Consider the following 26,223-nt stretch of genomic DNA (forward strand, 5'->3'; position numbering starts at 1 on the left):
GCAAAAGGCTAGGCAAAAGAGGAGTAACTGCTCCTCTTTTTGTGCTCGTTGTAGCCACGAAACTGTATACGGCAGTCTCTCTCACAACAATTTATGATTCATCTCTATTTTTTATCATTTATAAATTGTCGTTTTTGAGGTGTTGTCCAGAATGGCATTATCCACGTGCAACATAAGATTGCCGGGAATAAAAATAATTACAATACTGCCTTACTGGAAGATACATGAAAATCAAACCCCTCCCTCCTTTAAATAGCCTCGTTGCGTTTGAAGCGTCGGCGCGGCACTTGAGTTTTACGTTAGCCGCTGACGAGCTAAACGTGACCCAAGGTGCTATCAGTCGCCAAATTAGACAATTAGAAGAATACTTAGGCAAGGCTATGTTCACGCGAGCCAATCGAAGCATTAATTTAACGCCTACAGGTCTTCAATATTATCAAGCTGTCAGCCAATCTTTGCTCGATATTGCTCAAATCACGGGTGAAGTGAAGAAATGGCAGGGCGAACAAAAGATCACGGTTGCGACGACAAATGCAATGGCAGCCTTGTGGTTGTTGCCTAAGGTTGCTCAATTTCAAAATGAACATGATGACATCGATATAAGGATATTGGCCTCAGATAATGTGTTGGACTTACGCCGATTAGATTGCGATCTCGCCTTGTTTTATTGTCGCACTCCACCTGCGGAAATGGATGTGACAACGCTATTTTCAGAAGAAGTATTCCCTGTGTGTAGCCCGCTTTATTTAGAGAAAATCGGCCAGCCTAGTGAGCCAGAAGAAATCTTCAATAAAACGTTACTCTATCTGGAAGAGTCTCAAAGAGATTGGGTGAATTGGGAGCAGTGGTTTGCAAGTGTGGGGTTGCCAAATATTTCGCCTCGTAATCGCATGAACATCAATAACTATCCAATGCTGTTACAAGCGGCAATTAATGGTCAGGGAATCGCGTTAGCCTGGGGGTCATTAGTGGACGACTATTTACAAAGCGGCGCTTTGGTTAGGCCAGTCGAACACGTGCTTTCAACACCTTCCAATTTTTCTATGCTTGAACCTAAAAATAGAGGTTTAATCCCAGCCAGCGTCAAACGTTTTAGAGAATGGCTTTTGCATCAGTTGCCAGATGAGGTAGGTGATCGAGGCTTAGCTTAAATCAATAAGCAGAGAAAATAACAGAGTTTGGTAATGTTAAAAAAGCGGGAATATCAGTTCCCGCTTTTTTAATTGATTGATGAAACGACGCACTAACTTAGTACTGGTCCCTGATTAAGTGTGGAATCATCTTTCAGCGAGGATCTTGAAGCGATAGGCTCGAAAGCCACAGTTTTGCTTTCAACAAGCGGTTCAACAGGACCATCAAGTTTCTCTTGCTCTGGGTGAACATGCTCAGGAAGCATTGCCCATGGCTTAGGTTCGCGTCGAATACTATGGAACAGCGTTAAGCTCATCACCGCGATAAAAATCGCGATAGGGAAACCGGCAATAATGGAGGCAGTTTGCATTGCTTTTAACCCTCCTGCGTATAGAAGTACTCCCGCAATGGCTGCGATCATGATCCCCCACAATACGCGTATAGAGGTAGGAGGCTCACTGTGCCCAGCGGCATCGAGGGTACATAGAACCAAGGTACCCGAGTCTGCGGAGGTAATGAAATAAGTACCGAGTAATAGACACGCAAGCACGCTAAGTAGTTTACCAAACATACCTGTATCTAGATTGTCGAATAGCGTAAACAAAGCGCGTGTCGTATCGGCTTTAGTCGCTTCAAGAATCGGGCCGCCAGAAAAATCCGCAGGTGGTGTTTGTTTGGCTTCTTGTGCCGCAGTGACTTGCTCTTGATGAGCAACACGAGCGTCTTGCTCTACCTTCAACGCTGCACCACCAAATACTGAAATCCATAAGAACGTGATCAGCGTGGGTACGATGAGAGCACCGCCGATAAGTTCACGTATTGTGCGTCCTTTAGAGATACGAGCCACAAACATGCCAACGAAAGGTGCCCAAGTCATCCACCAAGGCCAGTAATAAGCCGTCCACCAGTTTTGCCAGCCAGAGTCATTCTGTGCATCGCTCCATAAGCTCATACCGACAATGTTTTGTGCATAAAGCCCCGTACTTTCGAGTAGCGTATTTAAGATATAGCGAGTTGGACCAATGTAAAGTACGACTAGCACGAGTGCGAGTGAAAGCAGCATGTTCCATTCTGATAAACGGCGAATACCTTTTCCTACACCAGATAGCACCGACGCAACCGCACAAGTACAAAGGGAAACGATAATAAAGAGTTGAATCCCCAAACTAATGTCTAGACCAAAGGCTTGATTCAAACCAGAGTTTATTTGGATAACTCCCATCCCTAAGGTTTGAGAGATACCGAAAGCAGTCACCGCGACTGTTAGGATATCAACCGTGTGTCCGATAGGCCCATAAATACGATCGCCAATCAAAGGGTACAAGATAGAGCGTAGGGTAAAAGGCAGATCTTTACGGTAGGAAAAGTAAGCTAATGCGAGTGCCACAATGATAAAGACAGACCAAGGATGTAGACCCCAGTGAAAGAATGTCAGTTTCATTGATGTTGTTGCGGCTTCATTGGTCAGGCCTTGAGTAAATGGGTTGTCAGCGTAATGCCACATCGGTTCGGCGACCGACCAGAAAATTAAGCCTATCCCCATGCCTCCGGAAAAAAGCATGGATACCCAAGACAAATAACTAAACTCTGGTTTTTCGTCATCTTTACTCAAACGAATATGCCCATATCGACTAACCATAAGGTAAAGAAGAAAACCGACAACGAGTGAAACAAGTCCGATGTAAAACCACTTCATATTCTGTAGCAAAATGCCGGAAATCGTTTCGAAGTATTGGCCCGCTTGGTTGGCGAGAATGGCGCAGAAAAGTACAAAACCGATAACGACGATCTTTGATGCGATTGTCACAGTCGGATTGAGTCCTTTCAATATCCCAGATGTTGCTCTCATAGGCATCCCTCACAGTGCGTTTGTTTTAGCGTTATTGTTTGTTGCGTTATTGTTAATTTTTGAAAGAGAGTAGAGAGAGGGCTTTTGTGTTTCAACTGATTAATACTCATCGGTTAATGAGTATTAATCATGACAAGAAGATCATTGTTAATTAAAAGGTTGTTTTTTGTTCAAGATCAATGCATGAATGACAAAAACTCATCCAAGCCCGGCGAAAAAGTCGTTTGTTTGTTGCCGGGTTGTTAATCAAAATCATCTCCACTAACACAACACGATGTTGTACGCACTGGATGCAACTCGACTCTCGGAGATAAGAATATGAGCAATGTCAACCAAACCATTATTCCTGTTGAACTTGTTGATAATGTACTGAACCCAATCAGTGAAGCAACAGGAATGCCGAATCAGGCCTACACCAGCGAAGAGTATTTTACTTTTGAGCGTGATCAGGTGTTTGGTAACACTTGGGTATGCATTGGTTTTGCATCAGACCTGCTTAAAAATGGTTATGTAATGCCACTTGATTTCATGAATCTTCCACTACTCATGATGAGAAATCGTCAAGGTGAAGTCCAAGTCTTCCACAACGTGTGTAGCCACCGAGGTATGAAGCTGGTTCATGAGGCAGGCGAAGTTCAAGGCATGATTCGCTGTCCTTACCATTCATGGACGTACGATCTTGACGGCAATCTAAAAGGCACACCACACATCGGTGGTATCGCAAAACACAAAGATGACCGATTTAAGTGTGAAAAGCATGGCCTTAAGCCACTTCGTTCAGCTGTTTGGATGGACATGGTATTCGTCAACTTATCGGGCAAAGCAGAAAGCTTTGAAGAGCATATCGCGCCGCTAGAGCAACGTTGGCAGCAATTCTTAGGTGAAGAAGGATTAGGGCTTCTTCGCCGCGTGAACATGGGTGGCAACTTAGAGATAGAAGTGAAAAGTAACTGGAAGCTTGCCGTAGAAAACTACTGTGAAGCTTACCACTTACCTTGGGTGCATCCGAGTTTGAACAGTTATTCTCGCCTAGAGGATCACTACAACATCATGTTTGCAGAGCGTTTTGCTGGCCAAGGTAGTCTCGCATACAACCTCTCTGATACTGCAGGAACACACTTACCTAAATTTCCAAGCTGGCCAGAAGATAAACTGCGTCATGCAGAATATGTTGCACTCTTTCCAAACGTGTTGCTTGGTATTCAAGCCGATCATGCCTTTGCGATGATGATTGAACCAATCACTGCGAATAAGAGTGTTGAGCACCTACGTGTCTTCTATGTGGGTGATGAAGCAACGAAAGATGAGTTCGCTGCGTGCCGTACTGCTACCGTTGAGTCATGGCGAGTCGTATTCGGCGAAGATATTGGAGCGGTCGAGGGCATGCAGGAAGGTCGTTACTCACCTGGCTTTGGTGGTGGTGTGTTCTCACCAGAAATGGATGTTCCGACGCATTTCTTCCAAACCTGGTTGGCAAAGCAAGTGAAAGCGGCACTGGAGCAGTAATATGATGCATTACCTTAATTATATTGATGGTGAGTGGTGCGATTCAGAGCAAGCGCTGACCGTCATGAACCCTGGCACAGCCGAAGCGTATGCGACGATTGCAGAAGCCACTATCATCGATGCAGATCGCGCAATGGCAGCGGCACGTCGAGTAGTCAATCAAGGCGTTCTTTCGGACGTTCGTCCAGCCGTCAGAACCGAGTGGATGTTAAAAGCCGCCGCGGCTATTCGTGAAATGGTTGATGAAGGTGGGCTAGTTGCCTGCCGTGAAAATGGGAAATCTTTGCAAGATGCCAAAGATGAGTTTTTAGAATCGGCACGTTACTTCGAATACTACGCTGGCATGGCCGACAAGCTGGAAGGCACGTCAATTCCGTTGGGTAAAGATTATGTCGATTTCACCCAATATGTGCCGTTTGGTGTGTCAGTGCAGATTGTGCCGTGGAATTTCCCAGTTTCTATTTGTGCACGCTCATTAGCACCTGCATTAGCTGCTGGTAACGCAGTGGTGATCAAATCGCCAGAGATTTCCCCACTCGCTATGACGTTGTTGATTAAAGCGATTGAAAAAGCGGGCTTCCCAAAAGGCGCGATTAACTTGCTATGTGGCAAAGGCTCCGTAGTTGGCAGCCACTTGGTGCAGCATCAAGACGTTGATCAAATTGTCTTTACAGGTTCTGTGCCGACCGGCCAACGCATACTGAAAGATTCAGCGCAACGCGCCACACCATCTGTGATGGAGCTGGGTGGTAAATCGGCCGCTATCGCACTGAAAGATGTGAGTCTCGAAACGCTTTTACAAAGCGTTCAAGTCGGTATTTTCTTTAACGCTGGTCAAGTTTGTTCGGCAATGTCTCGTTTGCTAATTCAAAAAGAGCGTTATGAAGAAGTAAAAGCGGCGGTAGTGAAAATGGCGCAAGACCTAACCATTGGTCAAGGTGAAAGCCAGCCGGATATAACACCGTTGGTATCGGCTGATCAACAAGCGCGCGTGCTTGAAATGATAGAACAAGCAAAAGCCGACGGCGCGAACATCCTAACGGGTGGCTACGCCCCTGATTTGTCGGGTTACTTTGTGGCACCGACGGTGATTGAAGCCTCACCAGATATGCGTATTGCTCAAGAAGAAGTGTTTGGTCCTGTACTGGTAATTACGCCGTTTGAAACCGAGCAAGAGGCCGTTGAAATCGCGAATGGCACCGATTTTGGCCTAGTCGCTGGTGTCTTTGGTGAAAGCCTAAACCAAACATTGCGTGTGGCACAGCAACTGCGTGGTGGACAAGTGTTCATCAATGAATGGTTTGCTGGTGGCATCGAAACACCATTTGGTGGCGTGGGCTTGTCCGGGTTTGGGCGAGAAAAAGGACAAGAAGCGATTTATAGCTACGTCCAGACACGCAATATTGCCATTCGTTTGCAGCAAGACAGCAACGTATAGCTACCGTGTAACTGTATTTTCATCACCTCGTACCGGCTTGGATTTCAGACCACAAGCTAGGGCGAGGTTGATGGAATCACAACAAATCTGACAGCGGTTTGTAAACACGGAAATTCTGAACAAGGTAGTTGGAGTATAAGTGATGAGAAAGTGGCTCTGTATTATTTGCGGCTTAATCTATGATGAAGCACAAGGTTGGCCATCCGATGGTATTGCACCAGGAACAGCATGGGAAGATGTACCGGATGACTGGTTATGTCCTGACTGTTTAGTGGGTAAGGCCGATTTTGAAATGATCGAAATCACCGACGATGCGCCACTAGAAGAGGTTGCAGCGGTGTCTTCGGCGTCGGTAGAAGCGTCTGTTCAGCCAAATACTGCTCAGCCTCTTCCATCTGAAGTTACTCAACCTGTATTCTCAAATGACCCTATCGTTATCATCGGTAGTGGCCACAGTGGTTACCAGTTGGCGGCGGCACTTAGAGCGCAATCTGAGACGGTTCCGATCACTGTCTTTACCGCTGATGATGGCGCTTTGTACAGCAAACCAGCATTGTCTAATGCACTGGTCATGAATAAAGACGGCGACGCGCTACAAAGTGAGAGCGCGTTGGAGTGGGAAAGCCGTCTCAATATCCGAGTTTACCCGCATACCCGTGTTGAACAGATCGATCGTGCCAATTCAACGTTACATACCTCCATCGGTAAATACGCCTACAGCCGCTTGGTACTGGCAACAGGTGCATCACCGATTGAAATCCCAATTGAGGGCGATCGCTCTTGGGTTATGAGTGTGAACGACTTAGTTGATTACCGCCGATTCAGAGCGGAGCTGCAAGACAAAAAGCGCATCGCGATCCTAGGTGATGGCTTAATTGGCTGTGAGTTCGCAAATGATCTGATCGAAAGCGGTTATGAAGTAACAGTTATCGGGTTGGGTCAATGGCCAATGGAGCGTTTGATCCCGCAACAGTTGGGTGAATCATTACAAAGCGCACTTGCCGATCGAGGCGTGCAATGGGCTCTACAAGACAGTATCGCCAGAATCGAGCCAAGGTCCGAATCAAGCGCGGTTTTGCATCTAAACAGTGGCAAGCAGATTGAAGCAGACCTAGTGCTAAGCGCGGTTGGACTCAAGCCAAATGTTTCTCTGGCTGAGCGCGCGGGGCTTGAAGTAGGCCGGGGCATTAAAGTGAATCAATTCGGCCAGACGAGTGATGAGAATATTTACTCGCTAGGTGATTGTGTTGAAACTGATCACGGGTGGCAGCCCTATATTGCGCCGATTAATCAAATGATCCCTTCTGTAGCGAAAAGCTTGCTAGGCGATGTCGCCCCTATCTCGTTAACACCAACTCCAGTGATTGTAAAAACGCCGATTCTTCCACTCACGATTTTCCCGGTAGCCGCTGAAGAACAGGGACAATGGTACATTGAGAACCAAGCAGATGAATTGACCGCTGCGTTTTATTCACCAGAAGGAGCAATGCTCGGTTTTGCGTTGCTAGGAAGAAAAGTACAGTCATTACGCGGCCCTTGGCTAGATCAATTGTCATTGAAACTGTCAGCAGCGTAGCGGAGAAAAAAGATGATTCATTTACCCAATGATGACGTGACGTGTGGTTGGTACCATGCGTTGCCAAGTATTCCAGAAAAATCGGCGTTAAAAGGTAAACAAAGTGCTGACTATGCCGTGTTAGGTGCCGGTTTCGCAGGCCTAGCTATGGCAAGACGTTTAGCTGAACTTATGCCTAATGCACGAATTATACTGATTGATGCGCAACGTATCGGCCAAGGGGCTTCAGGAAGAAATTCGGGCTTTGTTATCGATTTGCCTCATAAGTTTTCACTTGAGCATCCCGACCCTGAGCACAAACAAAAGTTATTGTCGCTCAACCGTTCTGCGATTGCTCAGCTAAACACTTTAGTGTCGAAGCACAGTATTTCTTGTCAGTGGTCAGCAAAGGGCAAATATCAAGGAGCCGTAGGGGCGCGCGGTGAAGCGTATCTCGATCACTTTGAGCACCTAATGAAAGACCTTGGCGAACCATACTTCCATGTTAATGGCAGTGAGCTGGCGAAAGTCTTGGGAACCAACTACTACAGCCGCGCAATTTACACGCCAGGTGGTTATTTAATGCAACCTGCTGCTTTGGTGCGTGGGCTAGGGGAAAGCCTTCCAGAGAACGTCGAGGTGTTAGAGAACTCGCCAATCCGCAAGCTCAGTAAAGAAAACGGTTGCTGGGTATTACATGGAGATAGTGGCTCTGTTGAAACCCCTGAACTGCTGCTTGGGACCAGCATTTTTACTCGGGAGTTTGGTTATCTTAAAAACAGACTACTTCCAGTGATGACGTTTGCAAGCTGGACGCGTCCATTAACCGACGCAGAAATGCAACGATACGGAGGTGAGCTGAATTGGGGGTTAACTCCAGCTGATCATGCGGGAACGACGTTACGTATGACCGCCGATCGACGTATTTTGATCCGCAATACTTACAAACACGTGCCGAAATATGGCTCAAGCATGAACGATAAAGTCAGAGAACAAATTCGCGACGATCATCGTCAGGTCTTTCTGGCGCGTTATCCCGAGCTGGCCGACGTACCATTTACTCACACATGGGGTGGGGTGTATGCAATCTCTCGTAACTTTACTAACTTTTTCGGTCAATTAGATGAAGGTGTTTATGCCAGCGCTTGTGACAATGGTGTTGGTGCTGCGTGGGGAACCATTTCTGGAACACTGTTAGCTGACTATGTCGTTGGTGCGACATCTAAATCATTGGATGACATACAGCAAGTGACAGGAATGCCTTGTTTGAATCCGCCAGAGCCTTTTTTAGGTTTGGGAGTAAAAACGCGTATCCAATTAGCAAAATGGCAAAGCCGGAGTGAATTATGAAGCCAGTCAAACTTGTTGATAGTAAAAGTCTAGATTTCAATGTTCGTGGTGATACGCCAGGAATGGCGTATGTTGCCAGGGCGTTAAGCCCAGAAATTTCACCAAACATAGGCGTAGGCTTTGCTAAATGGGAAGGCGCTAAAGTGGCTTGGACAGTGCTTTATGATGAGGTTATTTTCGTGATTGAAGGCTGTTTCGAGCTGACCGCAAATGGTGAAACACATTTTGTGCACCCAGGTCAGATGCTGTGGATACCGGAAGGGACTGAATTGGTTTATGGTGGGCATGCTCTGTTCGGCTATGTGGTTCATCCAGGAAACTGGAAAGAGTTACATGGTATTAAATGACTTTTATCATTTAGTTGTTTTTCGGAAAGGCAAAATAAAAATCTGATTTTTAACCATAACTTTTCGCAAAAGAACTTAATCTCAATGGAGCAAGGGTTTCATACTTGCTATGTTTCTTGGTCACGTTTCCAGACGTGTTAGACCTTTCTCAATTGCTATTTTATCTATCAAAAAGGGAAGCCTTGGCTTCCCTATAATGAGTCTTCTTTTGGCTTGGCTAAATCTTTTATTTTAGCTCAAATTTACCCTGCATGATTGCCCAGTGACCCGGGAACGAACAGAAGAATGAATAGTCACCGCCGGCTTTCATTTTCTCAGTACTGAACGTAATGCTGGTGCTTTCACCGCCACCAATTACTTTTGTGTGAGCGTAGACGCGATCATCATTTGGTTTTACGTAGTTATTTTCTGCTCCAGCTGCCATGCCGTCAGTACCGACTGCTTGTAGGTTGGCAGTGTCAGATATGACCACGTTGTGACCCATCGATTGCGCTGGCATCTTACCTGTGTGGTTCAGCGTCAGTTTTACCTCTTTACAAGTGGCTGGTACGCTCAATGTTTTAGTAGAAAACTGCATCATATCGTTAGCATCTAATGACACTTCACACTCGGCACTGGCTTGGGCACCAAAGCTCATTCCTACTAATGCGAAGGTTGTTGCTAATAAACGTAAAGACATATAACACTCTCCATTTTGTATTTTAGGCTGACTTGGATTGATCTTATCCAATAGTTCTCATTATCAGCCAATTTTCACTCCAAAAACGTGCTTCAATCGGTATATTGACGTTTTGTTGCAAGCTTGTACTGGTCAGTTCCGCTATTTGATCACTCAAATGCCTTATTTCATGCGATTGCGTGAGTTAAATCAAAAGTCGTGATTAGCCAGAGTTAAGGTGAAAATAATCTCGCTAAACGGGTGGAAGAATTGTTTGGTTTTACGGTATTGGAGAGGTTTCGAGAAAGAAGCTCAGCTAAATTGCTGAGCTTCTAGAGAACAGACGACAAGTAAACCTAGCGAGTTTGTTTTAACGTGTGCAACACATCATGCAGTGAAGGTGCGACAGTATGGCCTAATTGCTTTATTTCGTCACAAGGCTCAACCAGATCAGGAATTTGATAAGTGATCATGTTCGCTGCTACCGCAGCACGTACGCCATTATTTGAATCTTCAAAGGCGAGACATTTGGTTGGATCTACGCTTAGACGACTTGCTGCAAGCAGGTAGATCTCTGGATCAGGTTTGCCGTGTGACACTTCACAGCCTGTCGTTAAGTTGTCGAAATACTTGCTTAGGCCCGCTAACTCCAACTTCTTCTGTGCCACTTCTTTTGCTGTAGAAGTGGCGACTGCAATTGGCAACCCTTGGCCTTTCAACCACTCAAGCAGCTCAATCACCCCTTCTTTTACCGGTATCGCTTGGTGCTTAACCACAGCGTCGTAACGGTCGCGCCACTCTTGGTGTAAGCGGTCAAGATCATCCCCATAAGCTTTACGAAAAATCACTTCAATGCCCGCTGCATTGCGACCAATGATTGAAAGGTAAACATCTTTATAGAAGGGTAGGTTCTGGGCTTCACATGCTTCTTGGAAAATATGCATACAGACGCGCTCAGTATCAAGGAGCAAACCATCCATATCAAAAATAGCAGCTTGGTAGTTCATTACATTAAGACTTTTTGGTTGGGATGGCGCATTTTGACACAAGCAGATCGGTTTTTCTTCTAAAAATTAGAACTTGATTTTGATCCTATGAGTTCACATTGCCTCTGAACACACTATACACAGAGTCTATAAATTAGGTGTGAAATATAATGTTTTTAAAATTATAAAATTCAGTTAAATAGATAAAACTCTATCTTAATATAAGCTAGAGTTTTATTAATATTCTATTGTTATTTTAACTATTGGATAATTTATTAATAGTTAAAATTAATAATAAAATAATACCAAATCACGATTGTTTACGACTGCATGAGTGTACCAGCTCTTGACTTCAGATATTTGTTGCTCTGATAAGCCTCCGAAGTCAACGTTATCTTGGTGAATATCTTGATTTTTTATCATAAAAACAACAGGGAAATCGTCAGGGAATGGGAATTTTATAGGATAATCGGTATTAGTGAATGGAATATCGCAGAAATCGTTTACATCGCAAGGATACCAAGAGTTATTGGATAAGTAATAACCAGTTATCTTACATATAGCTTCAAGCAAGTAAGCATAGGCGTAACCCAAGTGACTGTATTTTATCTCTTCAGACAACATTTGCATAAGAAGCTCTTCAGCTCGGATGCTTTCGCCACTACTTTCCAGCATTTCATTAATCACTTTAAAGGAGTCTTGACACCTTTCCATGATGGCTTTTTCTAGCTCTGGATTACGCTCATTCTTTAGTACGTTAAAAACCTTTTCAGTATCTAATGAATATACTGTCGCCCCATATCCCATATTTTTATTCTCCTCACTTTTATACAGTTAAATTCATTTAAGTGTTTTTATCGAAGGGATTATATTTTGATGTTTTTTGAAGGTAAAGTGTATACATAGAGGTTGTATTTATTATGATGAACTTTGAAAGTTTAGATTCTTAAAATAAATACTATATATTTAATTTTATTAGATCTGGCTCATAAAAATACCTTAACTATTATTGTGTTTATTGTTAAGGGTTATTAAATCTGTGAGGTGGTTCAAGACAATAAAATTTAGAAGAAAATACCGTCAAACTTAGGTGGCTATTCTATCTGAGCACTCAGCTCACTACTTATAGTGGGCTGAGTGAGCGGTTGGGCATCGGCTCTTTATTTGGCGATGAATATGCCATATTAGGTGATATTCGTTAGTGTCTATTTTATCCCCAGCCGTTTTGCTAATCGGTGCAAATTGCCGTTATCTAATTCAAGCTGACGTGCCGTTGCTGCCCAGTTGCCTTGGTTTTTTTCCAGAGCTCGAACAATCATCGCTTTTTGGAAGGCGTCTGTGGCAGGCTTTAATCCGCCTTCTGGTAGCTCAAGCCGAGATTTTTGTTCCGTTTTTTCAACGTTCTTGATGTTCTGATTCGGCGTTCGAATATCAAAATCTTGCTCAACTAACTCAATGTCCATGGCGTGAGTACGCGCCTTTGCCAAAACACCAGCACGTTTAATGACATGTTCAAGCTCTCGCACGTTGCCTGGCCATGAATAGTCTTTGAGTGCCTGCACCAAAGTGGGAGACAAACGAATGCTGTTCAATCCCAATTTGCTTCTTAAGCGTTCGGCGAAAAAGCCCGCTAACAACACCACATCGTCTTCACGTTCACGAAGAGGTGGAACATGAAGCGGGAAGACGCTTAGGCGGTGATATAAGTCGGCTCGGAAGCGACCAGCAGTCACTTCTTCATGCAATATACGATTGGTGGCGGCGACAATGCGTGTGTTGACTCGAATATGGCGGTCATCACCCACACGTTGGATGTCGCCGTATTGAAGGGCTCGAAGTAACTTGGCTTGCAGCTCTAACGACAGTTCCCCGACTTCATCCAAAAACAGTGTGCCGCCGTCGGCTTGTTCGAACTTACCCTTTCGATTACTGATTGCGCCTGTAAAAGCCCCTTTGATATGGCCGAACAACTCGCTTTCCGCGACTGATTCCGGCAGCGCCGCACAGTTGAGGTAAACCAAAGTATTGCTAGAGCGACTAGAGCGATGGTGAATAGCGCTCGCAACCAACTCTTTACCCACGCCCGTTTCTCCCATCACTAGCACAGACAATTCAGTATCGGCGACTGCATCAATCTGCTCTTGAAGATTTTTCATGCCCACAGAGTTACCAATGATTTCATTACTTAAGGTGCGTTTCTCGGCGTAAGAGTCGCGTGGCAGGCTCGCTTGTGTCTCTAGCTGTTCTAGTAGGAGTGCAGTGTGTAGGCCACCTGCTGCCAACGCGCTGACAAAACGTAACTCTTGGTTGCGTAGCCCATCAAATTGATTGGGGTCGAAGGCGTCAATCGTAATGGCACCAATCAGTTGATCGTCGATCAGCAGAGGTAAACCAATGCAGGAATGGACATGCAGTTTGTCATCGTGGTTTGGAATCAAGCCATCGTATGGATCAGGTAAGTCGCTGTCGGAGGGAAAGCGCACGATATCGCCTGCTCGGGCAATGGCTTCTAATCTTGGGTGCTGCTCAATGGAGAAACGGCGTCCAAGGACCTCTTTCGCCAATCCATTGATCGCTAAAGGTTTAAAGTGCTGGTCTTCATAAAAAAGAAGGGCAGAAGAGTCACACTTCAATACCTCTCGAATTGTGGTTAATAACGTGTCAAAGCGAGCCTGTTGAGTGAGCGCCGAGTTAAGGTCTTGCGTGATGTGTAGCCATTGCGCGATTAAAGAAGTCATAGCCAATACCGATTGTGTCAATATGACTATTGTAGTGTCTAAATGACAATTTTCAACTGTGTCTAAATGACAGCCATTGAAGTTGGGTTTTAATTAAGATATTGAAATATATAGCAATTAAAAGTTGGCACGCCCAGTGCAATACAAGAAGAAATTATTTTTGTTTATCTCGTCATTCAAGGTAGTAATTATGACAATTCACGTAAAAAACAACATCCACTGGGTAGGTCAACGCGATTGGGAAGTTCAAGACTTCCACGGTACAGAATACAAAATGACAAAAGGTACCAGCTACAACAGTTATCTAATTCGTGAAGAGAAAACCGTATTGATTGATACGGTCGATCATCGATTCAGTCAACAATTCATCCAAAATTTAGAGATGGAAATCGACCTTAAGTCTATCGACTTTATCGTGGTAAACCATGCAGAAGAAGATCACTCGGGCGCATTGTCTGCATTGATGGAGAAGATTCCGAACACGCCAATTTACTGTACAGAAGCGGCGATTGACTCCATCGTTGGTCATCACCACCATCCCGAGTGGAACTTCAAAACCGTAAAAACGGGCGACAGTATCGATATCGGTAATGGCAAGCAACTGGTGTTTGTGGAAGCGCCAATGCTGCATTGGCCGGACAGCATGATGACATACCTAACGGGCGATGCGGTGCTATTCAGTAACGACGCATTTGGTCAGCACTACTGCGATGAACGTCTTTTCAATGATGAAGTGGACCAAAATGAATTGATGGAGCAATGTTTGCGTTACTACTCAAACATCCTAACGCCATTTAGCAGCTTGGTAACCGCTAAAATCAAAGAAGTGCTGAGCTTCAACTTGCCTGTCGACATGATCGCAACGTCACACGGTATTGTATGGCGCGATAATCCGGTTCAAATCATCGAGCAATACTTGGCGTGGGCAGACAATTATCAAGAAGATCGCATTACGATTTTCTACGATTCTATGTCAAACAACACTCGAATGATGGCCGATGCCATTGCGCAAGGCATTCACGATGTCGACCCTAGTGTGGCGGTCAAAGTCTTTAATGTCTCTAAGCACGATAAGAATGAAATTCTCGCCAATGTATTCCGCTCAAAAGGTATCTTGGTTGGTTCGTCTACGATGAATAACGTCATGATGCCGAAGATCGCAGGCATGCTAGAAGAAATTACCGGTCTGCGCTTTAAAGCGAAGAAAGCCGCTGCGTTCGGTAGCTACGGTTGGAACGGTGGTGCGGTGGATCGTATCCATGCTCGATTGACTGATGCAGGTTTTGAAACCGCGGTGAGTTTGAAAACTAAATGGCGACCAGATGGTAAAGCGATGCGTGAATGTCGCGAACATGGTCAGAACATCGCGAAATTGTGGGCAAGACATTACCTGAAAAGTTCTGTTACTTCTCCGGCGATTGCTGCGTCTGCACCACAAGTTCAATCACAACCCGCTGCGCCAACGACAACACAAGCGGTAGAAGAAGTTGCTGCTCCTAGCAACCCTAGTACCGAGGCGCATCCCGCAGATTGTCAATGCATGGTGTGTACAGTTTGTAATTGGGTGTACGACCCAGCTAAAGGTGAGCCTAATCAAGGCGTTGAACCGGGTACGGCATGGTCTGAAGTGCCAGATTACTTCTTGTGCCCAGAATGTCACTTGGGTAAAGACGTTTTCGTTGAATACAACGGTTAGGAGGGAATATGCAAGCACCTATTGTGATTATTGGTAGCGGCTTTGCGGCTTACCAATTGGTGAAAACAGTGCGTCGAATGGACGCACATATTCCGCTGCAAGTGTTTACTGCTGATGATGGCGCGGAATACAACAAGCCTGATTTGAGTCATGTATTCAGCAACAAGCAAACCGCCCAAGACTTGGTAGTTAAAAGTGGTGAGGCGTTCGCACAGGAACACAACATCGAACTGTTCGCCCATACCATGATTGAGCATGTCGACGTGCAAGCTCAGCAAGTGGTCGCCAACGGCCAAACCTATCCTTACTCCAAACTGGTGCTTGCGACAGGCGCGAAAGCCTTTGTGCCACCAATATCTGGCGATGCAGCACCTGAGGTGATAACGCTGAACTCGCTACAAGAATATCAATTAGCGGAAGAACAAATTAGCCGTGCGAAACGAATTCTAGTAATGGGTGGTGGTTTGATCGGCGTCGAGATCTCCATGGATCTCGCAACCAGTGGTAAAGCGGTTACGGTGGTTGAGCCAAATCCCCGTTTGCTCGCTAACTTGATTCCTGAATTCGTCGCATTGCCGTTGGAGAACCAACTTAAGCAGCAAGGTATTCAACTTGCCTTGGAGACTGGAGTTGCTGCGATTAATCACTCAAATGATTCGCTGGTGGCAAGCTTGAGCCAAGGTAAAGCAATTGAAGCTGATGTAGTGATTTCAGCGGCGGGTTTACGTGCTAACACTTGGTTAGCGAAGGCTTGTGGGTTGAGTGTCAATAAAGGCATTGAGGTGAATGCCCGATTACAGACATCAGCAGCCAATGTGTTCGCATTAGGTGATTGTGCTGAAATCCAAGGTCGAATGATGCCTTATCTCCAACCGATCGTGCTAAGTGCCAATGCTTTGGGCAAACAGCTACTAGGGCAAGAAGCAGAGTTGAAACTACCGCCTATGGTGGTAAAGGTCAAAACACCGAGTTATCCAATTCAATTGGCAGGCGATTTTAGTTCGGTGACGAATTGGAGCGTGCAGATTTCTCAAACTGGCATTGCCGCGAAAGCAGAGGATGAAAATAGCCGACTCATGGGCTTCGTCGTGACGGGAGAACAAGTTACGCAAGCATTTCCATTACTTCGAGAGTTGTCTCAAGCCGGTCAGGCTTAACCGATTTAAACGAAAAGAATTGTAATTAGAGAGGGTATCATTATGTCGCATCTACGAATTCCTAAAGACTGGACTGTTCAACGTTCAACGCCTTTCTTCACTAAAGACAATGTGCCACCAGCGCTACTGACTCATCACAATACCGCTGAGGGAGTGTTTGGACAGCTTTGCGTCATGGAAGGGCAAGTGACTTACTACGGCTTTGCTGATGAAAATGCCACAGAAGCAGAAGTAGTGGTGGTGATTAATGCAGGCCAGTTTGCTACAAGTCCACCGCAGTACTGGCACCGCATTGAGATGAGCGATGATGCTCAGTTCAACATCAATTTCTGGTCGAACAAGGACAAGAGTGGGCAAGCGATGTTCCATGCTAAGCAGTAGTAAACCTTTTTAAGTGCTTTGACTGTTATGCTAATCGTCAAGTAAAGGGGTGTAGAAGGCGCAATAAACGAACTGAAATACTGGATCATCGAGACCGTGGAAAGAGAAATCACGAGTAATGATTTCAATTCTTTAGTAGCATGTTACGAAACATTTCAGTCAGGTGAACTAAGGGAAGCGTGCAATGGAAAAACAACGAGTAGCATTTATTGGTCTGGGTGTGATGGGATACCCAATGGCTGGTTACCTAAGTAAAGCGGGCTTTGAAACCAAAGTATACAACCGCACAAAAGCGAAAGCCGACAAATGGGCTGAAGAATACCAAGGCGTAGCTTGTGAAACACCACGTGAAGCGGCGGAAGGCTGTGACATCGTTTTTACCTGTGTGGGTAATGATGATGACGTTCGTAGCGTTGTTTACGGTGAAGAGGGCATTCTGGTCGGCTTGAAAGCGGACGCAGTGCTAGTCGATCACACGACCACTTCTGCAGACCTAGCGGTTGAGCTGGCTGAAGCGTGTGTTAAGTACGGTAATCACTTTATTGATGCGCCAGTTTCTGGTGGTCAAGCGGGCGCAGAAAATGGTGTTCTAACCATCATGTGTGGTGGTGAACAAAGCATTTTTGACCGTGTGTCTCCGGCGATGGATGTGTACGCGAAGCAGATGACGCTACTGGGTGAAAACGGTCAGGGTCAACGCTGTAAGATGGTAAACCAAATCTGTATTGGAGGCGTTTTACAAGGTCTGAGTGAAGCTTTGTTGCTAGCACAAAAATCAGGCTTGGACATTGCTCAAGTTGTAGAAACACTTAAGCATGGCGCTGCAGGTTCTTGGCAGATGGAAAACCGCGCAAATACGATGGCTGAAGACAAGTTCGATTTTGGCTTCGCTATTGATTGGATGCGCAAAGACTTAGGTTTCTGTCTGCAAGAAGCTGAGCGAGTGGGTCTAGAACTTCCACTGACTAAGAAAGTGGATGAGCAATACGCAGACCTTCAACGTGATGGTTTAGGTCGCATGGATACATCAGTACTGATCAAAGCGGTAGCTAAAAATCAGTAGTTGATGAATCAGTAATAGATAAACAGTTCTTTGGTATCAAAGAGCTTAAAGAAATCTAAGTTAATCATAATGAACCTCCTTGAGCATGGTTTATGACTTTTGATTAAGGATTAGTGATTTGAAATCAGGAGGTGCTGTAGAGCACCTCCTTTTTTTCGTCTTTAAATCACACAGTGTAATGATTGCAGCGTTCGCTTACTTGTTTAAGCCTAGTGCAATTTCAAGACCTTTGCCGTACGCTTCGTCCGCTTGGTATGCGTGTTGAACGTGGCGCTGTTGGATGAACTCTGGTACACCGTCCATTGCGCGAGCTGTGTTATCGAGCAGAGTTTGACGTTGCTCTTCGCTCATCAGACGGAATAGGTCACCCGCTTGGCTGAAGTAGTCTTCGTCTACACGATGATCGTAGTGATCAGCGTTGCCATTGATGCGTAGAGGTGGCTCAGAGTAATCTGGTTGCTCTGCCCATTCTTGTTTGTAGTTTGGCTCGTAACCCAGTGTTGAACCAAAGTTGCCATCAACGCGCATTGCGCCATCGCGGTGGTAGCTGTGAACAGGGCAACGAGGTGCGTTCACTGGGATTTGATGGTGGTTCACACCTAGACGGTAACGCTGAGCATCGCCGTAAGCGAATAGACGACCTTGTAGCATTTTATCTGGAGAGAAGCCGATACCAGGTACGACCGCTGCTGGGTTGAACGCTGATTGCTCAACTTCTGCGTAGAAGTTTTCTGGGTTACGGTTCAGTTCGAACTCACCAACTGGGATCAGTGGGTAGTCTTTTTGAGACCATACACGTGTTAGGTCGAATGGGTTGAAGTTGACTTCATCCGCTTCTAGCTCAGGCATGATCTGTACGTACATCTTCCATTTAGGGAAGTCTTGACGCTCAATCGCTTCGTAAAGGTCACGGTGATGACTTTCGCGGTCTTTACCTACGATCGCTTCTGCTTCTTGGTCAGTTAGGTTTTTGATGCCTTGCTGAGTTTTGAAGTGGAATTTCACCCAGTAACGCTCGTTTTCTGCGTTGATGAAGCTGAATGTGTGGCTACCAAAACCATGCATATGACGGTAAGAAGCGGGGATACCACGGTCACTCATTACGATAGTCACTTGGTGGAATGCTTCTGGTAGTGATGTCCAGAAATCCCAGTTGTTGGTAGAGCTACGCATGTTAGTGCGAGGGTCGCGTTTTACTGCGTGGTTTAGGTCTGGGAATTTTAATGGGTCACGTAGGAAGAATACTGGTGTGTTGTTACCAACCAAGTCCCAGTTACCTTCTTCAGTGTAGAATTTTAGTGCGAAACCACGGATGTCGCGTTCTGCGTCTGCTGCACCGCGCTCACCAGCTACAGTAGTGAAGCGAGCGAATAGTTCTGTTTTTTTGCCGATGTCAGAGAAGATCTTAGCGCGAGTGTATTTTGTGATGTCGTGCGTTACTGTGAACGTACCGTAAGCACCAGAACCTTTTGCGTGCATACGACGCTCTGGGATCACTTCGCGGTCAAAGTGTGCCAATTTTTCAAGGAACCAAACGTCTTGTAATAGTTGAGGGCCACGAGGACCTGCAGTCATAACGTTTTGGTTATGTGCGACAGGGCAACCTGCTGCTGTAGTCAATTTCTTGTTTGTCATTTTTTTTACCCCTCCAGGGCTCAATACCTTAGAAACTGTAGAGGAGGTTATTACGGAAAAGCTGGGGGAGAAAACTGATATTGCTTATCAATTCAATAGATGGTGACTATGGTCGAAACTATATTAGAATCAGAAATTTACTACATTAGCTTGATTGACATAACAATCGGCGTTCTCGAAAGCGATTGACTGGGGGGGAGCGCTATCCAGTTAGCGTGTCTGCGATGCTAGTAATATCGCCCCTTAAATGAAGTTTTACGTGTCATCAAAGGGGCGAAAGGGGGGAAGTAATTAAGAGTACTTCACTTCAAGTTGTTCAGCTTTTGCAAATGCTGGGTGTGTCGCGAGCTGTTTCCCATAACGTTCAATATTAGGGAAGTGATTAACTAAACCAAACTTTTGAACCAATTCGACAATGAAAGACATCATGATGTCAGCGCCAGTCAGACGCTCTTCTACTAGGTAAGTTTTGCCTTCTAAGGATTGCTCGAAGTAGCCTAGTACATTCATTGCTTCCTTGTCGGCATAGCCTGATAAAAACTGAGTTTCATTTGGCTCTTTGCTTACGAAGATTTTTAGCAGCATAGGTAAAATTGCGGAGCTTTCTGCAAAGTGCATCCATTGCAAATATTCTGTGTGTGCTTTTGTACCGCGCTCAGGAGCAAAGGCTCCGTCACTGTATTTCTCAATCAAATATTCGGTCATTGCACCTGACTCAATGATAATCTCGCCGTTATCTTCAAGAACTGGTGACTTTCCTAATGGGTGAACACTTTTTAGTTCTGGCGGTGCCATGAAGGTCACGGAATCACGGACATAGGGTACAATTTCGTAATTTACATCTAGCTCTTCAAGTAACCAAATGATGCGCTTTGAACGAGACTGATTGAGGTGGTGAAGTTTAATCATTTACATATCCCTTTTTATAATGGGTCGTTAATCTGTACTACAAGTTTGCCGAAATTCTTACCTTCCAACAGACCGATGAATGCTTCTGGCGCATTATCCAGTCCTTGTACTAGATGTTCGCGGTATTGGATCTTTCCTTCTGCCAACCATTGATTAATATCTTGCGCAAATTCACCGTAACGATGTCCGTAATCATCAAAAATGATGAAGCCTTGCACCTTGATTCGTTTGGTCAGGAGCTTACCCATTAGTAATGGAAGGTGGTCGGTACCTTCAGGCAGCTCTGTCGCGTTGTACTGAGAAATCAAACCACAAAGTGGGATACGCGCGTTTGTATTCAGAAGTGGCATTACAGCCTCGAATACTTTGCCACCTACGTTTTCGAAGTAAACATCGATACCTTTGTCACAGGCATTTCTCAGTTGTTCTGCAAAGTCTTCAGCTCTGTGATCAATACACTCATCGAAGCCAAGCACCTCTTTAGCGTAACGGCATTTTTCTTCTTCGCCTGCTATACCAACAACTCGGCAACCTTTGATTTTACCAATTTGACCAACTGTTGCGCCTACAGGCCCCGTAGCAGCTGCTACCACGATGGTTTCCCCTGGTTTTGGCTGACCAATGTCGAGTAAACCCATGTACGCGGTAAAGCCAGGCATTCCTGCAACGCCTAGCGCGTAAGAAGGATTTCGCGGTTCTTTACCAAGTTTAATGACCATCTCACCAGTTGAGATAGCGTAGTCTTGCCAGCCAACAGTGTAGGCAAGAACCCATTCACCTGCTTCGTAATCTGGGTGGTTTGATGTTTCTACCTGACAAACTGTACCACCGACCATTACGTCATCAATTGCAACAGGGTCAGCGTATGATTCGGCATCACTCATGCGACCACGCATGTATGGATCTAGAGATAAATAAACCGTTCTCAATAGCATTTCACCCTCTTTCGGAGTCGGTTTCGTTACCTCTTCTAAACGAAAGTTTTCTTGTGTCGGTGCACCATGGGGACGTGACGCGAGTACGATTCTGCGATTTGTTGCGTTAGTCATATCTATCTCACTTGTTGATTAGACCGGTCGTCTAGTATTTGTTTCAAAATATCCCGCTTATGTAAAGCGGGAAGGTTTACTGTGTTAACACTGACGCTTTTTCTGACAGTGAAACGTGTGTAGGGTGTTCATTCTGCTTCCACGCCGCCCGTTATGGGCAAGTGCGCGTATTCTGCAGTAAGTGTTGAGTATAGGTCAGACTTTGCGTCAATGCTGCCTGATCTTGATAAAGTTTGTTCAGCAAGCTAGCGCCATTCCAAAGGTAGTATATCTGCCTTGCTAATAACGCACTGTCACCATTGGGGATTGAGCCATCTTTAATGCCGATGTCAATGCAATCCGCTATCGCTTGAATGGTTTTGTCTGCTCCTTGGCGTAATGCCAAGCGCATTGACTCTGAGAGATCGGAGACTTCTGCACTTAACTTAACCAATAAACATTTGTTCGCATTACACACGTCGTCTTCTACTTTGACCATTTCTTCGAAATAGCTCATTAGGCGTTGGTAGCCACTCAGTTCAGTATTGGTAAAGCGTGCGTTTAAACGCTCAAAATACTTAGTAAAGTAGTCTTGAATCATCGCTTCACCAAATTGTTCTTTGGACTTGAAGTAATGATAAAACGAGCCTTTTGGCACTGCGGCCTTTTTTAATAGCTCTGAAAGACCAACACTCGTGAACCCTCGGTTTACGATCAACTCGTATCCGACGTCGAGAATATGTTGGCGTGTGTCATTCGTCTTTGCGTTCATGAAGTGTACTATAGAATGAATTAGACCAGTCGTCTAGCCTTTGTTGTGGGTTATTTAATCAGCTCATACTCAATAACAAATAGCGTGTCGGTATTTGGGTAGATTTCTCGAATTAACTGCTTGAGTTTTGGTAGTTCGATGGCTTCTTGTTCTGCATGAAACTCATTAATATCTTCAAAGTGAAGTGGTTCTACAGAACGTATCTTGATATCGCAGACTTTACGATTCGTTTCTAAGGTAAAAACTTCGACTTCTGTATTGGGAACGTAATGGCTTTCTGATTCATCTCGAATCGTTATCGTCTTTTTGCCTGACGTGATCAACGGGGTTAAGAATTCAAAAAAAGTTATCTTGGTTGGATGAGATGGCATGATGTACTCGTTAGTCTGGTTGTTTGGCGTAATTATATACCCAAATCCCCCAGAGATTCCTGTATTACTAGAACGATCGAGTGCGGATGAAGCGAATTAACTTGGCACTAAAGTAACCTGAGATTACGCCTATCCAGTTGGTGCTGAGATCATCAAAACTAAATGATCGATTTGGAATAAAAAGTTGGCTCATTTCTTCCATTGAAACGATAGCCAACAGCAGTAGCAAAAGACGAATCCCAAAAACGTCGGTTTTATTCGAGCTCACCAGAGAAGGGAACGTGAAGACCGATAAAAAGCCGATCAATAAACTGAAAGTAAAGTGAAGCGTACTTGATCCGCCTAAGTAGGTTTCCATTTGTAGGTAAGCAGTATGGTGTAGGTCAGAGCTTTTCCACAAAGAGAGTGAAGCGGTTAGCATCAGGACTAAAAAAAAGCTCGTGCGTGCCAGTATTAAAGCCATAATTAACCTATTGGAAAGAAGCCTAAGTAACGTTTTACAAAGTACAGTGCAGCTAAATTCTGGATAGCCATGCCAATTGCCATTGCCCACGCTGCACCAATCACCCCAAACATTTGGCAAAGCGTAACAAGTAGGCAGATGGACACCGTACCGGAGGAAATTGTAATGTATTTCATGGTTCTCTCATGACCGCTCATTAATAATAAAAACCCTACTGAACCAGTCGCAACATTGACTAACTGCCCCAGAGAAAGGACGACTAATAGTGGCGCCGCGGCGAGAAACTCCTCACCAAAAAACTTCATTACAAACTCGGGGAAGAGGGTGCAAATAATTACGGGTACAATCGCTAAACCAACATTGGCTCGGCACGCCAAGCGGCTCAGATTCTGCAGTTTGAGCATTTGACGCTCTTTGTAGAGAGAGGCAAACATCGGGGCGACCACAAAGTTAATGGTAATCAGCACGAAGCCAATCAGTAGTGATGTGCGTTGGGCTGCGGCTAACAAACCGATTTCCGCTGTTGAGATAAAAAAGCCCGCAATAACAAGGCTTCCCCATTGAAGAACATTCGTGAAGATACTGCCAACCCAGACTTGCTTGGCAGAAGAGACCATTTTTTTGTTTAGTACGAAAGCCGATGTTTGATATTGATCTGAGCCAAGCCAATTGGCACTAGATATGACCGCGACACCTATGCTCGCTAAAAGCAGTGCGGTCATTAGATTGTTGATATTTTGCTGACCGATATAGTCTAGGGCAAAGACAAAAATGACCATCAACATGCTTACCCCAAGCTGCAACGCAAACAGAGATGATACGACTTTTCTACATGCTTGAAGCACCCGACTGTTGGTTTGCGCAAGCACCAAGAAAGGTATGCAAAGCAAGCATAAAATAATCGCATACATTGGTGATTGAGTCTGGTTTAGCTGCTCTGGAAACAGATTAAACCCTGCCAACAAAACGCCTATGGCGAGCAAGCAAAATGCCATACTTCGATAAAGTGCGGTTTTATAGTTTTGGCTTTGTTCAAGCTTCTCTTTGTTATTAAAAGCGATCGCATTGTAACGAACTAACGAGACATCAAAACCTAGCTGAGAAACGATAGCGAGTAGCGAGACTAGGTTGAATAAAAAGAAAAATTGACCGGCCGTCGAAGCGTCACTGGTCTTCGATACAATCAGAGTCAGTAAAAAAGCAAATAGCGCACTCAACACACGCGTGATTGCGGTTTTTAATCCAGTAGATAACAAGCTTTTTTTACCGCTGGGCATCAACAGTAATTTTTGTTGAACAGTGTGAAACATAGGGGCATTTAACCGTAAATATTATTGAGTGCGAGGCGCTGTTTTTCTTCACTGAAGGCATCGTTTAATTCTGCTGTATATTGGCGAAAATCGATCTCTTCATAATGATTGACACAATGCGCGATCTGCTTGGCCATTTCTTCAGGTGTGAGCGCTAAAAACGGGTAGTTGAGATCTTTGGTTGCGCCGATGGTCCGAATAACCATAGGAAGATGTAACTTGGATGCTTCTAGAATGGTTAACGGCATCCCTTCCCATGCTGCAGTATGTAGATAAAGGTCTGAACCCTTGAGCTTTTCAACTACCTCATCGCGAGGCAGCATGCCCGTTACATCCACATTTTCAGTGCGTAATTTCTGTTCGAGTACGTGGTCACCGCCACCTATCCATGTGATCTCGATCGGGCGGTTAAGCGCATACCGATTAAGGAACTGCAATGTGCTGATAAGAAACTGAGGATCTTTTTGGGGCGCGACACGACCAAGTACAACGAGCTTCAGCGCTTCTTGCTTGTTTCGCTCTATACGATCTTCACTTTGATAAGACACGTAGTTATTGAGCAGTTCGGCACGTTTCGCACCAATGCTAATGGCTAGGTCACACTCTCGTTGGCTACAGCCTGCAACTACATCAATTTTGCTCAGTTTTACTTTCTCTAGTGCTTTATAGATCTGGCGTGCAAGCTCTGAGATATCTTCACGTTCGAAGGCATAACAGTGCGGTGTGTAAACCAAGCGTGCCTTGCCAAGCTTTAGAAATCGGCCGAGAAATCCTGCTTTACTCGAGTGCAAATGCACGACGTCGGGGCCAAGTGATGCAATCATGTGGTTTGCATCGCGAATAAATTGAAGCAAGCCGCCTTCTACCCACTTTGTCTGTACGAAAATGTGGTGGTTGTTCTCATTGGTCAAGTCGTTTTCTCGGGCTCTGGCTAGCAAGAAATGCTGATAAGGCTCGTCTCTGGATGAGTGAACATAACTATAGAGGGCGGTTTGAACGCCACCTCCAAATGCTTCTGTAACATGGAGCACTTTCTTCATGATGATTTTGTCCCTGGTGTTTGCATCCATTTGTGTTTAAAAGCATCACGCTCTTGCTCTGAATAAACGTGGCGATACAAGGGAAGATCGTACATATAGAACAGTTTTGAGAAGTCGTAGTGATTCTTAAAGTGTTGGTGGATATTGGAGTACCACTTGTTTTTCGCTTCGTTGCTGTTTTTCAGCACGAAGTCTTGCAACTCAAGAAACTCACCGATTTCTTTATCAAGAGAACTGAGCTGTTCGCATTTGATTAGCATGACGTTGGCCTGATCGTTCTGGAATGTGAAGAAAGGTTGAGTGTTGTCCAGCTCTTGGCGCATCACATCGATATTGAAATTACGCTTTAACTCGTTGTCGAACCAGTCCGCAAAATAGTTGAGATTGATATAGTTATCAAAACAATGCTCGAGGTGCTGATACGTGACTTCCATATCTCGGTGAATTGCATCGTTCTTTTTGCCTTCGATAAATTGCAAATGGAGATCTTGAAAGAAGCGAGAAAAGACAGTTGCGATTGGATCGCGGACCAGCGTAACGATTTTAATCTGTTCTCGTTTTTGTAAGATACGTTTTCGCTGCTTGAGCACTAAGCGATAGAGTGCGCGGTTTCGGAAGTCGAAGAATTTACTCACGTCTTTTTTATTGTGATACATGTGAAATTCTTCGTGATCATCAAAGGTGTGGATGTGATAGCTCGGGATATTTTTCTCCCCTAGCGTGTGCTCAATTGATGAGGAGCCAACTTTGCCCATTTGGTAAACTAAAACAAAATTATCAGCTTGGAGTTCTCGGTTCTTTTCAAATTGTCGAGAGATTGAATACTTCATCTATCCTATC

24 protein-coding genes and 1 pseudogene are annotated in these 26,223 nt (G+C 44.9%); 11 read left to right on the forward strand and 14 right to left on the reverse strand.

The annotated features are described in order from the left end of the window. The first annotated feature begins 224 nt into the window (after positions 1 to 224). Complete coding sequence (locus R7P67_RS02140; RefSeq protein ID WP_054578636.1) at positions 225 to 1,151, forward strand: LysR substrate-binding domain-containing protein; 927 nt, start codon at positions 225 to 227, stop codon at positions 1,149 to 1,151. 92 nt (positions 1,152 to 1,243) lie between these two features. Here R7P67_RS02140 and R7P67_RS02145 read toward each other — a convergent pair whose 3' ends face one another. After that, positions 1,244 to 2,980, reverse strand: a complete 1,737-nt coding sequence (locus R7P67_RS02145) for a BCCT family transporter (RefSeq protein ID WP_240199945.1) — start codon at positions 2,978 to 2,980, stop codon at positions 1,244 to 1,246. Between the two features lie 318 nt (positions 2,981 to 3,298). Between R7P67_RS02145 and R7P67_RS02150 the strand changes: the two genes are divergently transcribed. The 6 genes and pseudogenes from R7P67_RS02150 (at position 3,299) to R7P67_RS02175 (ending at position 9,176) form a co-directional block, all read left to right on the forward strand. Then, positions 3,299 to 4,486, forward strand: a complete 1,188-nt coding sequence (locus R7P67_RS02150) for an aromatic ring-hydroxylating oxygenase subunit alpha (RefSeq protein ID WP_017635305.1) — start codon at positions 3,299 to 3,301, stop codon at positions 4,484 to 4,486. Between the two features lies 1 nt (position 4,487). Continuing rightward, complete coding sequence (locus R7P67_RS02155) at positions 4,488 to 5,924, forward strand: aldehyde dehydrogenase family protein (RefSeq protein WP_262652877.1); 1,437 nt, start codon at positions 4,488 to 4,490, stop codon at positions 5,922 to 5,924. Between the two features lie 142 nt (positions 5,925 to 6,066). Further along, positions 6,067 to 6,228, forward strand: a pseudogene (locus R7P67_RS02160) (rubredoxin); the annotation flags it as partial. Beyond that, on the forward strand, positions 6,217 to 7,500 hold the full coding sequence (locus R7P67_RS02165) for an NAD(P)/FAD-dependent oxidoreductase (protein ID WP_225452563.1): 1,284 nt from the start codon (positions 6,217 to 6,219) through the stop codon (positions 7,498 to 7,500). The pseudogene R7P67_RS02160 and the gene R7P67_RS02165, both read left to right, overlap by 12 nt. A gap of 12 nt (positions 7,501 to 7,512) precedes the next feature. After that, positions 7,513 to 8,829 (forward strand): NAD(P)/FAD-dependent oxidoreductase, encoded by a 1,317-nt coding sequence (locus R7P67_RS02170; RefSeq protein ID WP_005385877.1) that lies wholly within the window; start codon positions 7,513 to 7,515, stop codon positions 8,827 to 8,829. Beyond that, positions 8,826 to 9,176 (forward strand): ethanolamine utilization protein EutQ, encoded by a 351-nt coding sequence (locus tag R7P67_RS02175; protein WP_033906751.1) that lies wholly within the window; start codon positions 8,826 to 8,828, stop codon positions 9,174 to 9,176. Before R7P67_RS02170 ends, R7P67_RS02175 begins: the two co-directional genes overlap by 4 nt. A gap of 226 nt (positions 9,177 to 9,402) precedes the next feature. Here R7P67_RS02175 and azu read toward each other — a convergent pair whose 3' ends face one another. The 4 genes from azu to norR all read right to left on the reverse strand — a co-directional run bounded on the left by azu (position 9,403) and on the right by norR (position 13,558). Continuing rightward, positions 9,403 to 9,855 (reverse strand): azurin, encoded by a 453-nt coding sequence (gene azu, locus R7P67_RS02180; RefSeq protein ID WP_005375211.1) that lies wholly within the window; start codon positions 9,853 to 9,855, stop codon positions 9,403 to 9,405. A gap of 335 nt (positions 9,856 to 10,190) precedes the next feature. Next, entirely contained in the window at positions 10,191 to 10,841 is a 651-nt protein-coding gene (locus R7P67_RS02185; protein ID WP_005385872.1) for an HAD family hydrolase, read from the reverse strand. Between the two features lie 267 nt (positions 10,842 to 11,108). Further along, positions 11,109 to 11,627, reverse strand: coding sequence for a hypothetical protein (locus tag R7P67_RS02190; protein WP_005375218.1), 519 nt, complete (start codon positions 11,625 to 11,627; stop codon positions 11,109 to 11,111). 398 nt (positions 11,628 to 12,025) lie between these two features. Continuing rightward, the gene (norR, locus tag R7P67_RS02195) at positions 12,026 to 13,558 is read right to left on the reverse strand and encodes a nitric oxide reductase transcriptional regulator NorR (protein WP_167415892.1); all 1,533 of its coding nucleotides are present in this window, start codon (positions 13,556 to 13,558) and stop codon (positions 12,026 to 12,028) included. Positions 13,559 to 13,748: 190 nt separating this feature from the next. Here norR and norV point away from each other — a divergent pair, with 190 nt between their 5' ends. From norV to R7P67_RS02215, 4 genes are all read left to right on the forward strand, one after another. Then, complete coding sequence (norV, locus tag R7P67_RS02200; RefSeq protein ID WP_411912801.1) at positions 13,749 to 15,254, forward strand: anaerobic nitric oxide reductase flavorubredoxin; 1,506 nt, start codon at positions 13,749 to 13,751, stop codon at positions 15,252 to 15,254. Between the two features lie 8 nt (positions 15,255 to 15,262). Further along, the gene (gene norW / locus R7P67_RS02205; RefSeq protein WP_262652878.1) at positions 15,263 to 16,411 is read left to right on the forward strand and encodes an NADH:flavorubredoxin reductase NorW; all 1,149 of its coding nucleotides are present in this window, start codon (positions 15,263 to 15,265) and stop codon (positions 16,409 to 16,411) included. A 42-nt stretch (positions 16,412 to 16,453) separates the two neighbouring features. Beyond that, a complete protein-coding gene (locus R7P67_RS02210; protein ID WP_005375231.1) occupies positions 16,454 to 16,792 on the forward strand; it encodes a DUF1971 domain-containing protein in 339 nt (112 codons plus the stop codon). 184 nt (positions 16,793 to 16,976) lie between these two features. Beyond that, on the forward strand, positions 16,977 to 17,855 hold the full coding sequence (locus R7P67_RS02215; protein WP_017821261.1) for an NAD(P)-dependent oxidoreductase: 879 nt from the start codon (positions 16,977 to 16,979) through the stop codon (positions 17,853 to 17,855). A 195-nt stretch (positions 17,856 to 18,050) separates the two neighbouring features. Here the strand turns inward: R7P67_RS02215 and R7P67_RS02220 are convergent, their stop codons facing one another. The 9 genes from R7P67_RS02220 to R7P67_RS02260 form a co-directional block, all read right to left on the reverse strand. Further along, on the reverse strand, positions 18,051 to 19,490 hold the full coding sequence (locus R7P67_RS02220; protein ID WP_033906756.1) for a catalase: 1,440 nt from the start codon (positions 19,488 to 19,490) through the stop codon (positions 18,051 to 18,053). Between the two features lie 291 nt (positions 19,491 to 19,781). Continuing rightward, positions 19,782 to 20,399, reverse strand: a complete 618-nt coding sequence (locus tag R7P67_RS02225; protein WP_005375238.1) for a glutathione S-transferase family protein — start codon at positions 20,397 to 20,399, stop codon at positions 19,782 to 19,784. Positions 20,400 to 20,413: 14 nt separating this feature from the next. Next, positions 20,414 to 21,448, reverse strand: a complete 1,035-nt coding sequence (locus R7P67_RS02230; protein ID WP_262652880.1) for an NADP-dependent oxidoreductase — start codon at positions 21,446 to 21,448, stop codon at positions 20,414 to 20,416. A gap of 151 nt (positions 21,449 to 21,599) precedes the next feature. Next, positions 21,600 to 22,199, reverse strand: coding sequence for a TetR/AcrR family transcriptional regulator (locus R7P67_RS02235; protein ID WP_017635293.1), 600 nt, complete (start codon positions 22,197 to 22,199; stop codon positions 21,600 to 21,602). Between the two features lie 50 nt (positions 22,200 to 22,249). Then, entirely contained in the window at positions 22,250 to 22,570 is a 321-nt protein-coding gene (yqfB, locus tag R7P67_RS02240) for a N(4)-acetylcytidine aminohydrolase (RefSeq protein ID WP_206953498.1), read from the reverse strand. Positions 22,571 to 22,637: 67 nt separating this feature from the next. Continuing rightward, positions 22,638 to 23,033 (reverse strand): VanZ family protein, encoded by a 396-nt coding sequence (locus R7P67_RS02245; protein WP_213903453.1) that lies wholly within the window; start codon positions 23,031 to 23,033, stop codon positions 22,638 to 22,640. 2 nt (positions 23,034 to 23,035) lie between these two features. Continuing rightward, a complete protein-coding gene (locus R7P67_RS02250) occupies positions 23,036 to 24,343 on the reverse strand; it encodes an oligosaccharide flippase family protein (protein ID WP_258469939.1) in 1,308 nt (435 codons plus the stop codon). 8 nt (positions 24,344 to 24,351) lie between these two features. Next, on the reverse strand, positions 24,352 to 25,383 hold the full coding sequence (locus R7P67_RS02255) for a glycosyltransferase family 4 protein (protein WP_005385852.1): 1,032 nt from the start codon (positions 25,381 to 25,383) through the stop codon (positions 24,352 to 24,354). After that, positions 25,380 to 26,213 carry a putative capsular polysaccharide synthesis family protein gene (locus R7P67_RS02260; protein WP_005375258.1) on the reverse strand — a complete coding sequence of 278 codons (834 nt, stop codon included), beginning with the start codon at positions 26,211 to 26,213 and terminating at the stop codon, positions 25,380 to 25,382. Before R7P67_RS02260 ends, R7P67_RS02255 begins: the two co-directional genes overlap by 4 nt. Positions 26,214 to 26,223 lie beyond the last annotated feature (10 nt).

Source organism: Vibrio sp. Vb0937, assembly GCF_033338855.1.

Bases quoted from the DNA above. Each gene is read 5' to 3' on its own strand.
- R7P67_RS02150 (WP_017635305.1), top strand. From the start codon at position 3,299: ATGAGCAATGTCAACCAAACCATTATTCCTGTTGAACTTGTTGATAAT.
- R7P67_RS02190 (WP_005375218.1), bottom strand. From the start codon at position 11,627: ATGGGATATGGGGCGACAGTATATTCATTAGATACTGAAAAGGTTTTT.
- R7P67_RS02215 (WP_017821261.1), top strand. From the start codon at position 16,977: ATGGAAAAACAACGAGTAGCATTTATTGGTCTGGGTGTGATGGGATAC.
- R7P67_RS02235 (WP_017635293.1), bottom strand. From the start codon at position 22,199: ATGAACGCAAAGACGAATGACACACGCCAACATATTCTCGACGTCGGA.
- R7P67_RS02165 (WP_225452563.1), top strand. From the start codon at position 6,217: ATGATCGAAATCACCGACGATGCGCCACTAGAAGAGGTTGCAGCGGTG.
- azu (WP_005375211.1), bottom strand. From the start codon at position 9,855: ATGTCTTTACGTTTATTAGCAACAACCTTCGCATTAGTAGGAATGAGC.
- norR (WP_167415892.1), bottom strand. From the start codon at position 13,558: ATGACTTCTTTAATCGCGCAATGGCTACACATCACGCAAGACCTTAAC.
- R7P67_RS02155 (WP_262652877.1), top strand. From the start codon at position 4,488: ATGATGCATTACCTTAATTATATTGATGGTGAGTGGTGCGATTCAGAG.
- yqfB (WP_206953498.1), bottom strand. From the start codon at position 22,570: ATGCCATCTCATCCAACCAAGATAACTTTTTTTGAATTCTTAACCCCG.
- R7P67_RS02250 (WP_258469939.1), bottom strand. From the start codon at position 24,343: ATGTTTCACACTGTTCAACAAAAATTACTGTTGATGCCCAGCGGTAAA.
- norW (WP_262652878.1), top strand. From the start codon at position 15,263: ATGCAAGCACCTATTGTGATTATTGGTAGCGGCTTTGCGGCTTACCAA.
- R7P67_RS02140 (WP_054578636.1), top strand. From the start codon at position 225: ATGAAAATCAAACCCCTCCCTCCTTTAAATAGCCTCGTTGCGTTTGAA.
- R7P67_RS02230 (WP_262652880.1), bottom strand. From the start codon at position 21,448: ATGACTAACGCAACAAATCGCAGAATCGTACTCGCGTCACGTCCCCAT.
- R7P67_RS02220 (WP_033906756.1), bottom strand. From the start codon at position 19,490: ATGACAAACAAGAAATTGACTACAGCAGCAGGTTGCCCTGTCGCACAT.
- R7P67_RS02260 (WP_005375258.1), bottom strand. From the start codon at position 26,213: ATGAAGTATTCAATCTCTCGACAATTTGAAAAGAACCGAGAACTCCAA.
- R7P67_RS02225 (WP_005375238.1), bottom strand. From the start codon at position 20,399: ATGATTAAACTTCACCACCTCAATCAGTCTCGTTCAAAGCGCATCATT.
- R7P67_RS02145 (WP_240199945.1), bottom strand. From the start codon at position 2,980: ATGAGAGCAACATCTGGGATATTGAAAGGACTCAATCCGACTGTGACA.
- norV (WP_411912801.1), top strand. From the start codon at position 13,749: ATGACAATTCACGTAAAAAACAACATCCACTGGGTAGGTCAACGCGAT.
- R7P67_RS02170 (WP_005385877.1), top strand. From the start codon at position 7,513: ATGATTCATTTACCCAATGATGACGTGACGTGTGGTTGGTACCATGCG.
- R7P67_RS02185 (WP_005385872.1), bottom strand. From the start codon at position 10,841: ATGAACTACCAAGCTGCTATTTTTGATATGGATGGTTTGCTCCTTGAT.
- R7P67_RS02245 (WP_213903453.1), bottom strand. From the start codon at position 23,033: ATGGCTTTAATACTGGCACGCACGAGCTTTTTTTTAGTCCTGATGCTA.
- R7P67_RS02210 (WP_005375231.1), top strand. From the start codon at position 16,454: ATGTCGCATCTACGAATTCCTAAAGACTGGACTGTTCAACGTTCAACG.
- R7P67_RS02175 (WP_033906751.1), top strand. From the start codon at position 8,826: ATGAAGCCAGTCAAACTTGTTGATAGTAAAAGTCTAGATTTCAATGTT.
- R7P67_RS02255 (WP_005385852.1), bottom strand. From the start codon at position 25,383: ATGAAGAAAGTGCTCCATGTTACAGAAGCATTTGGAGGTGGCGTTCAA.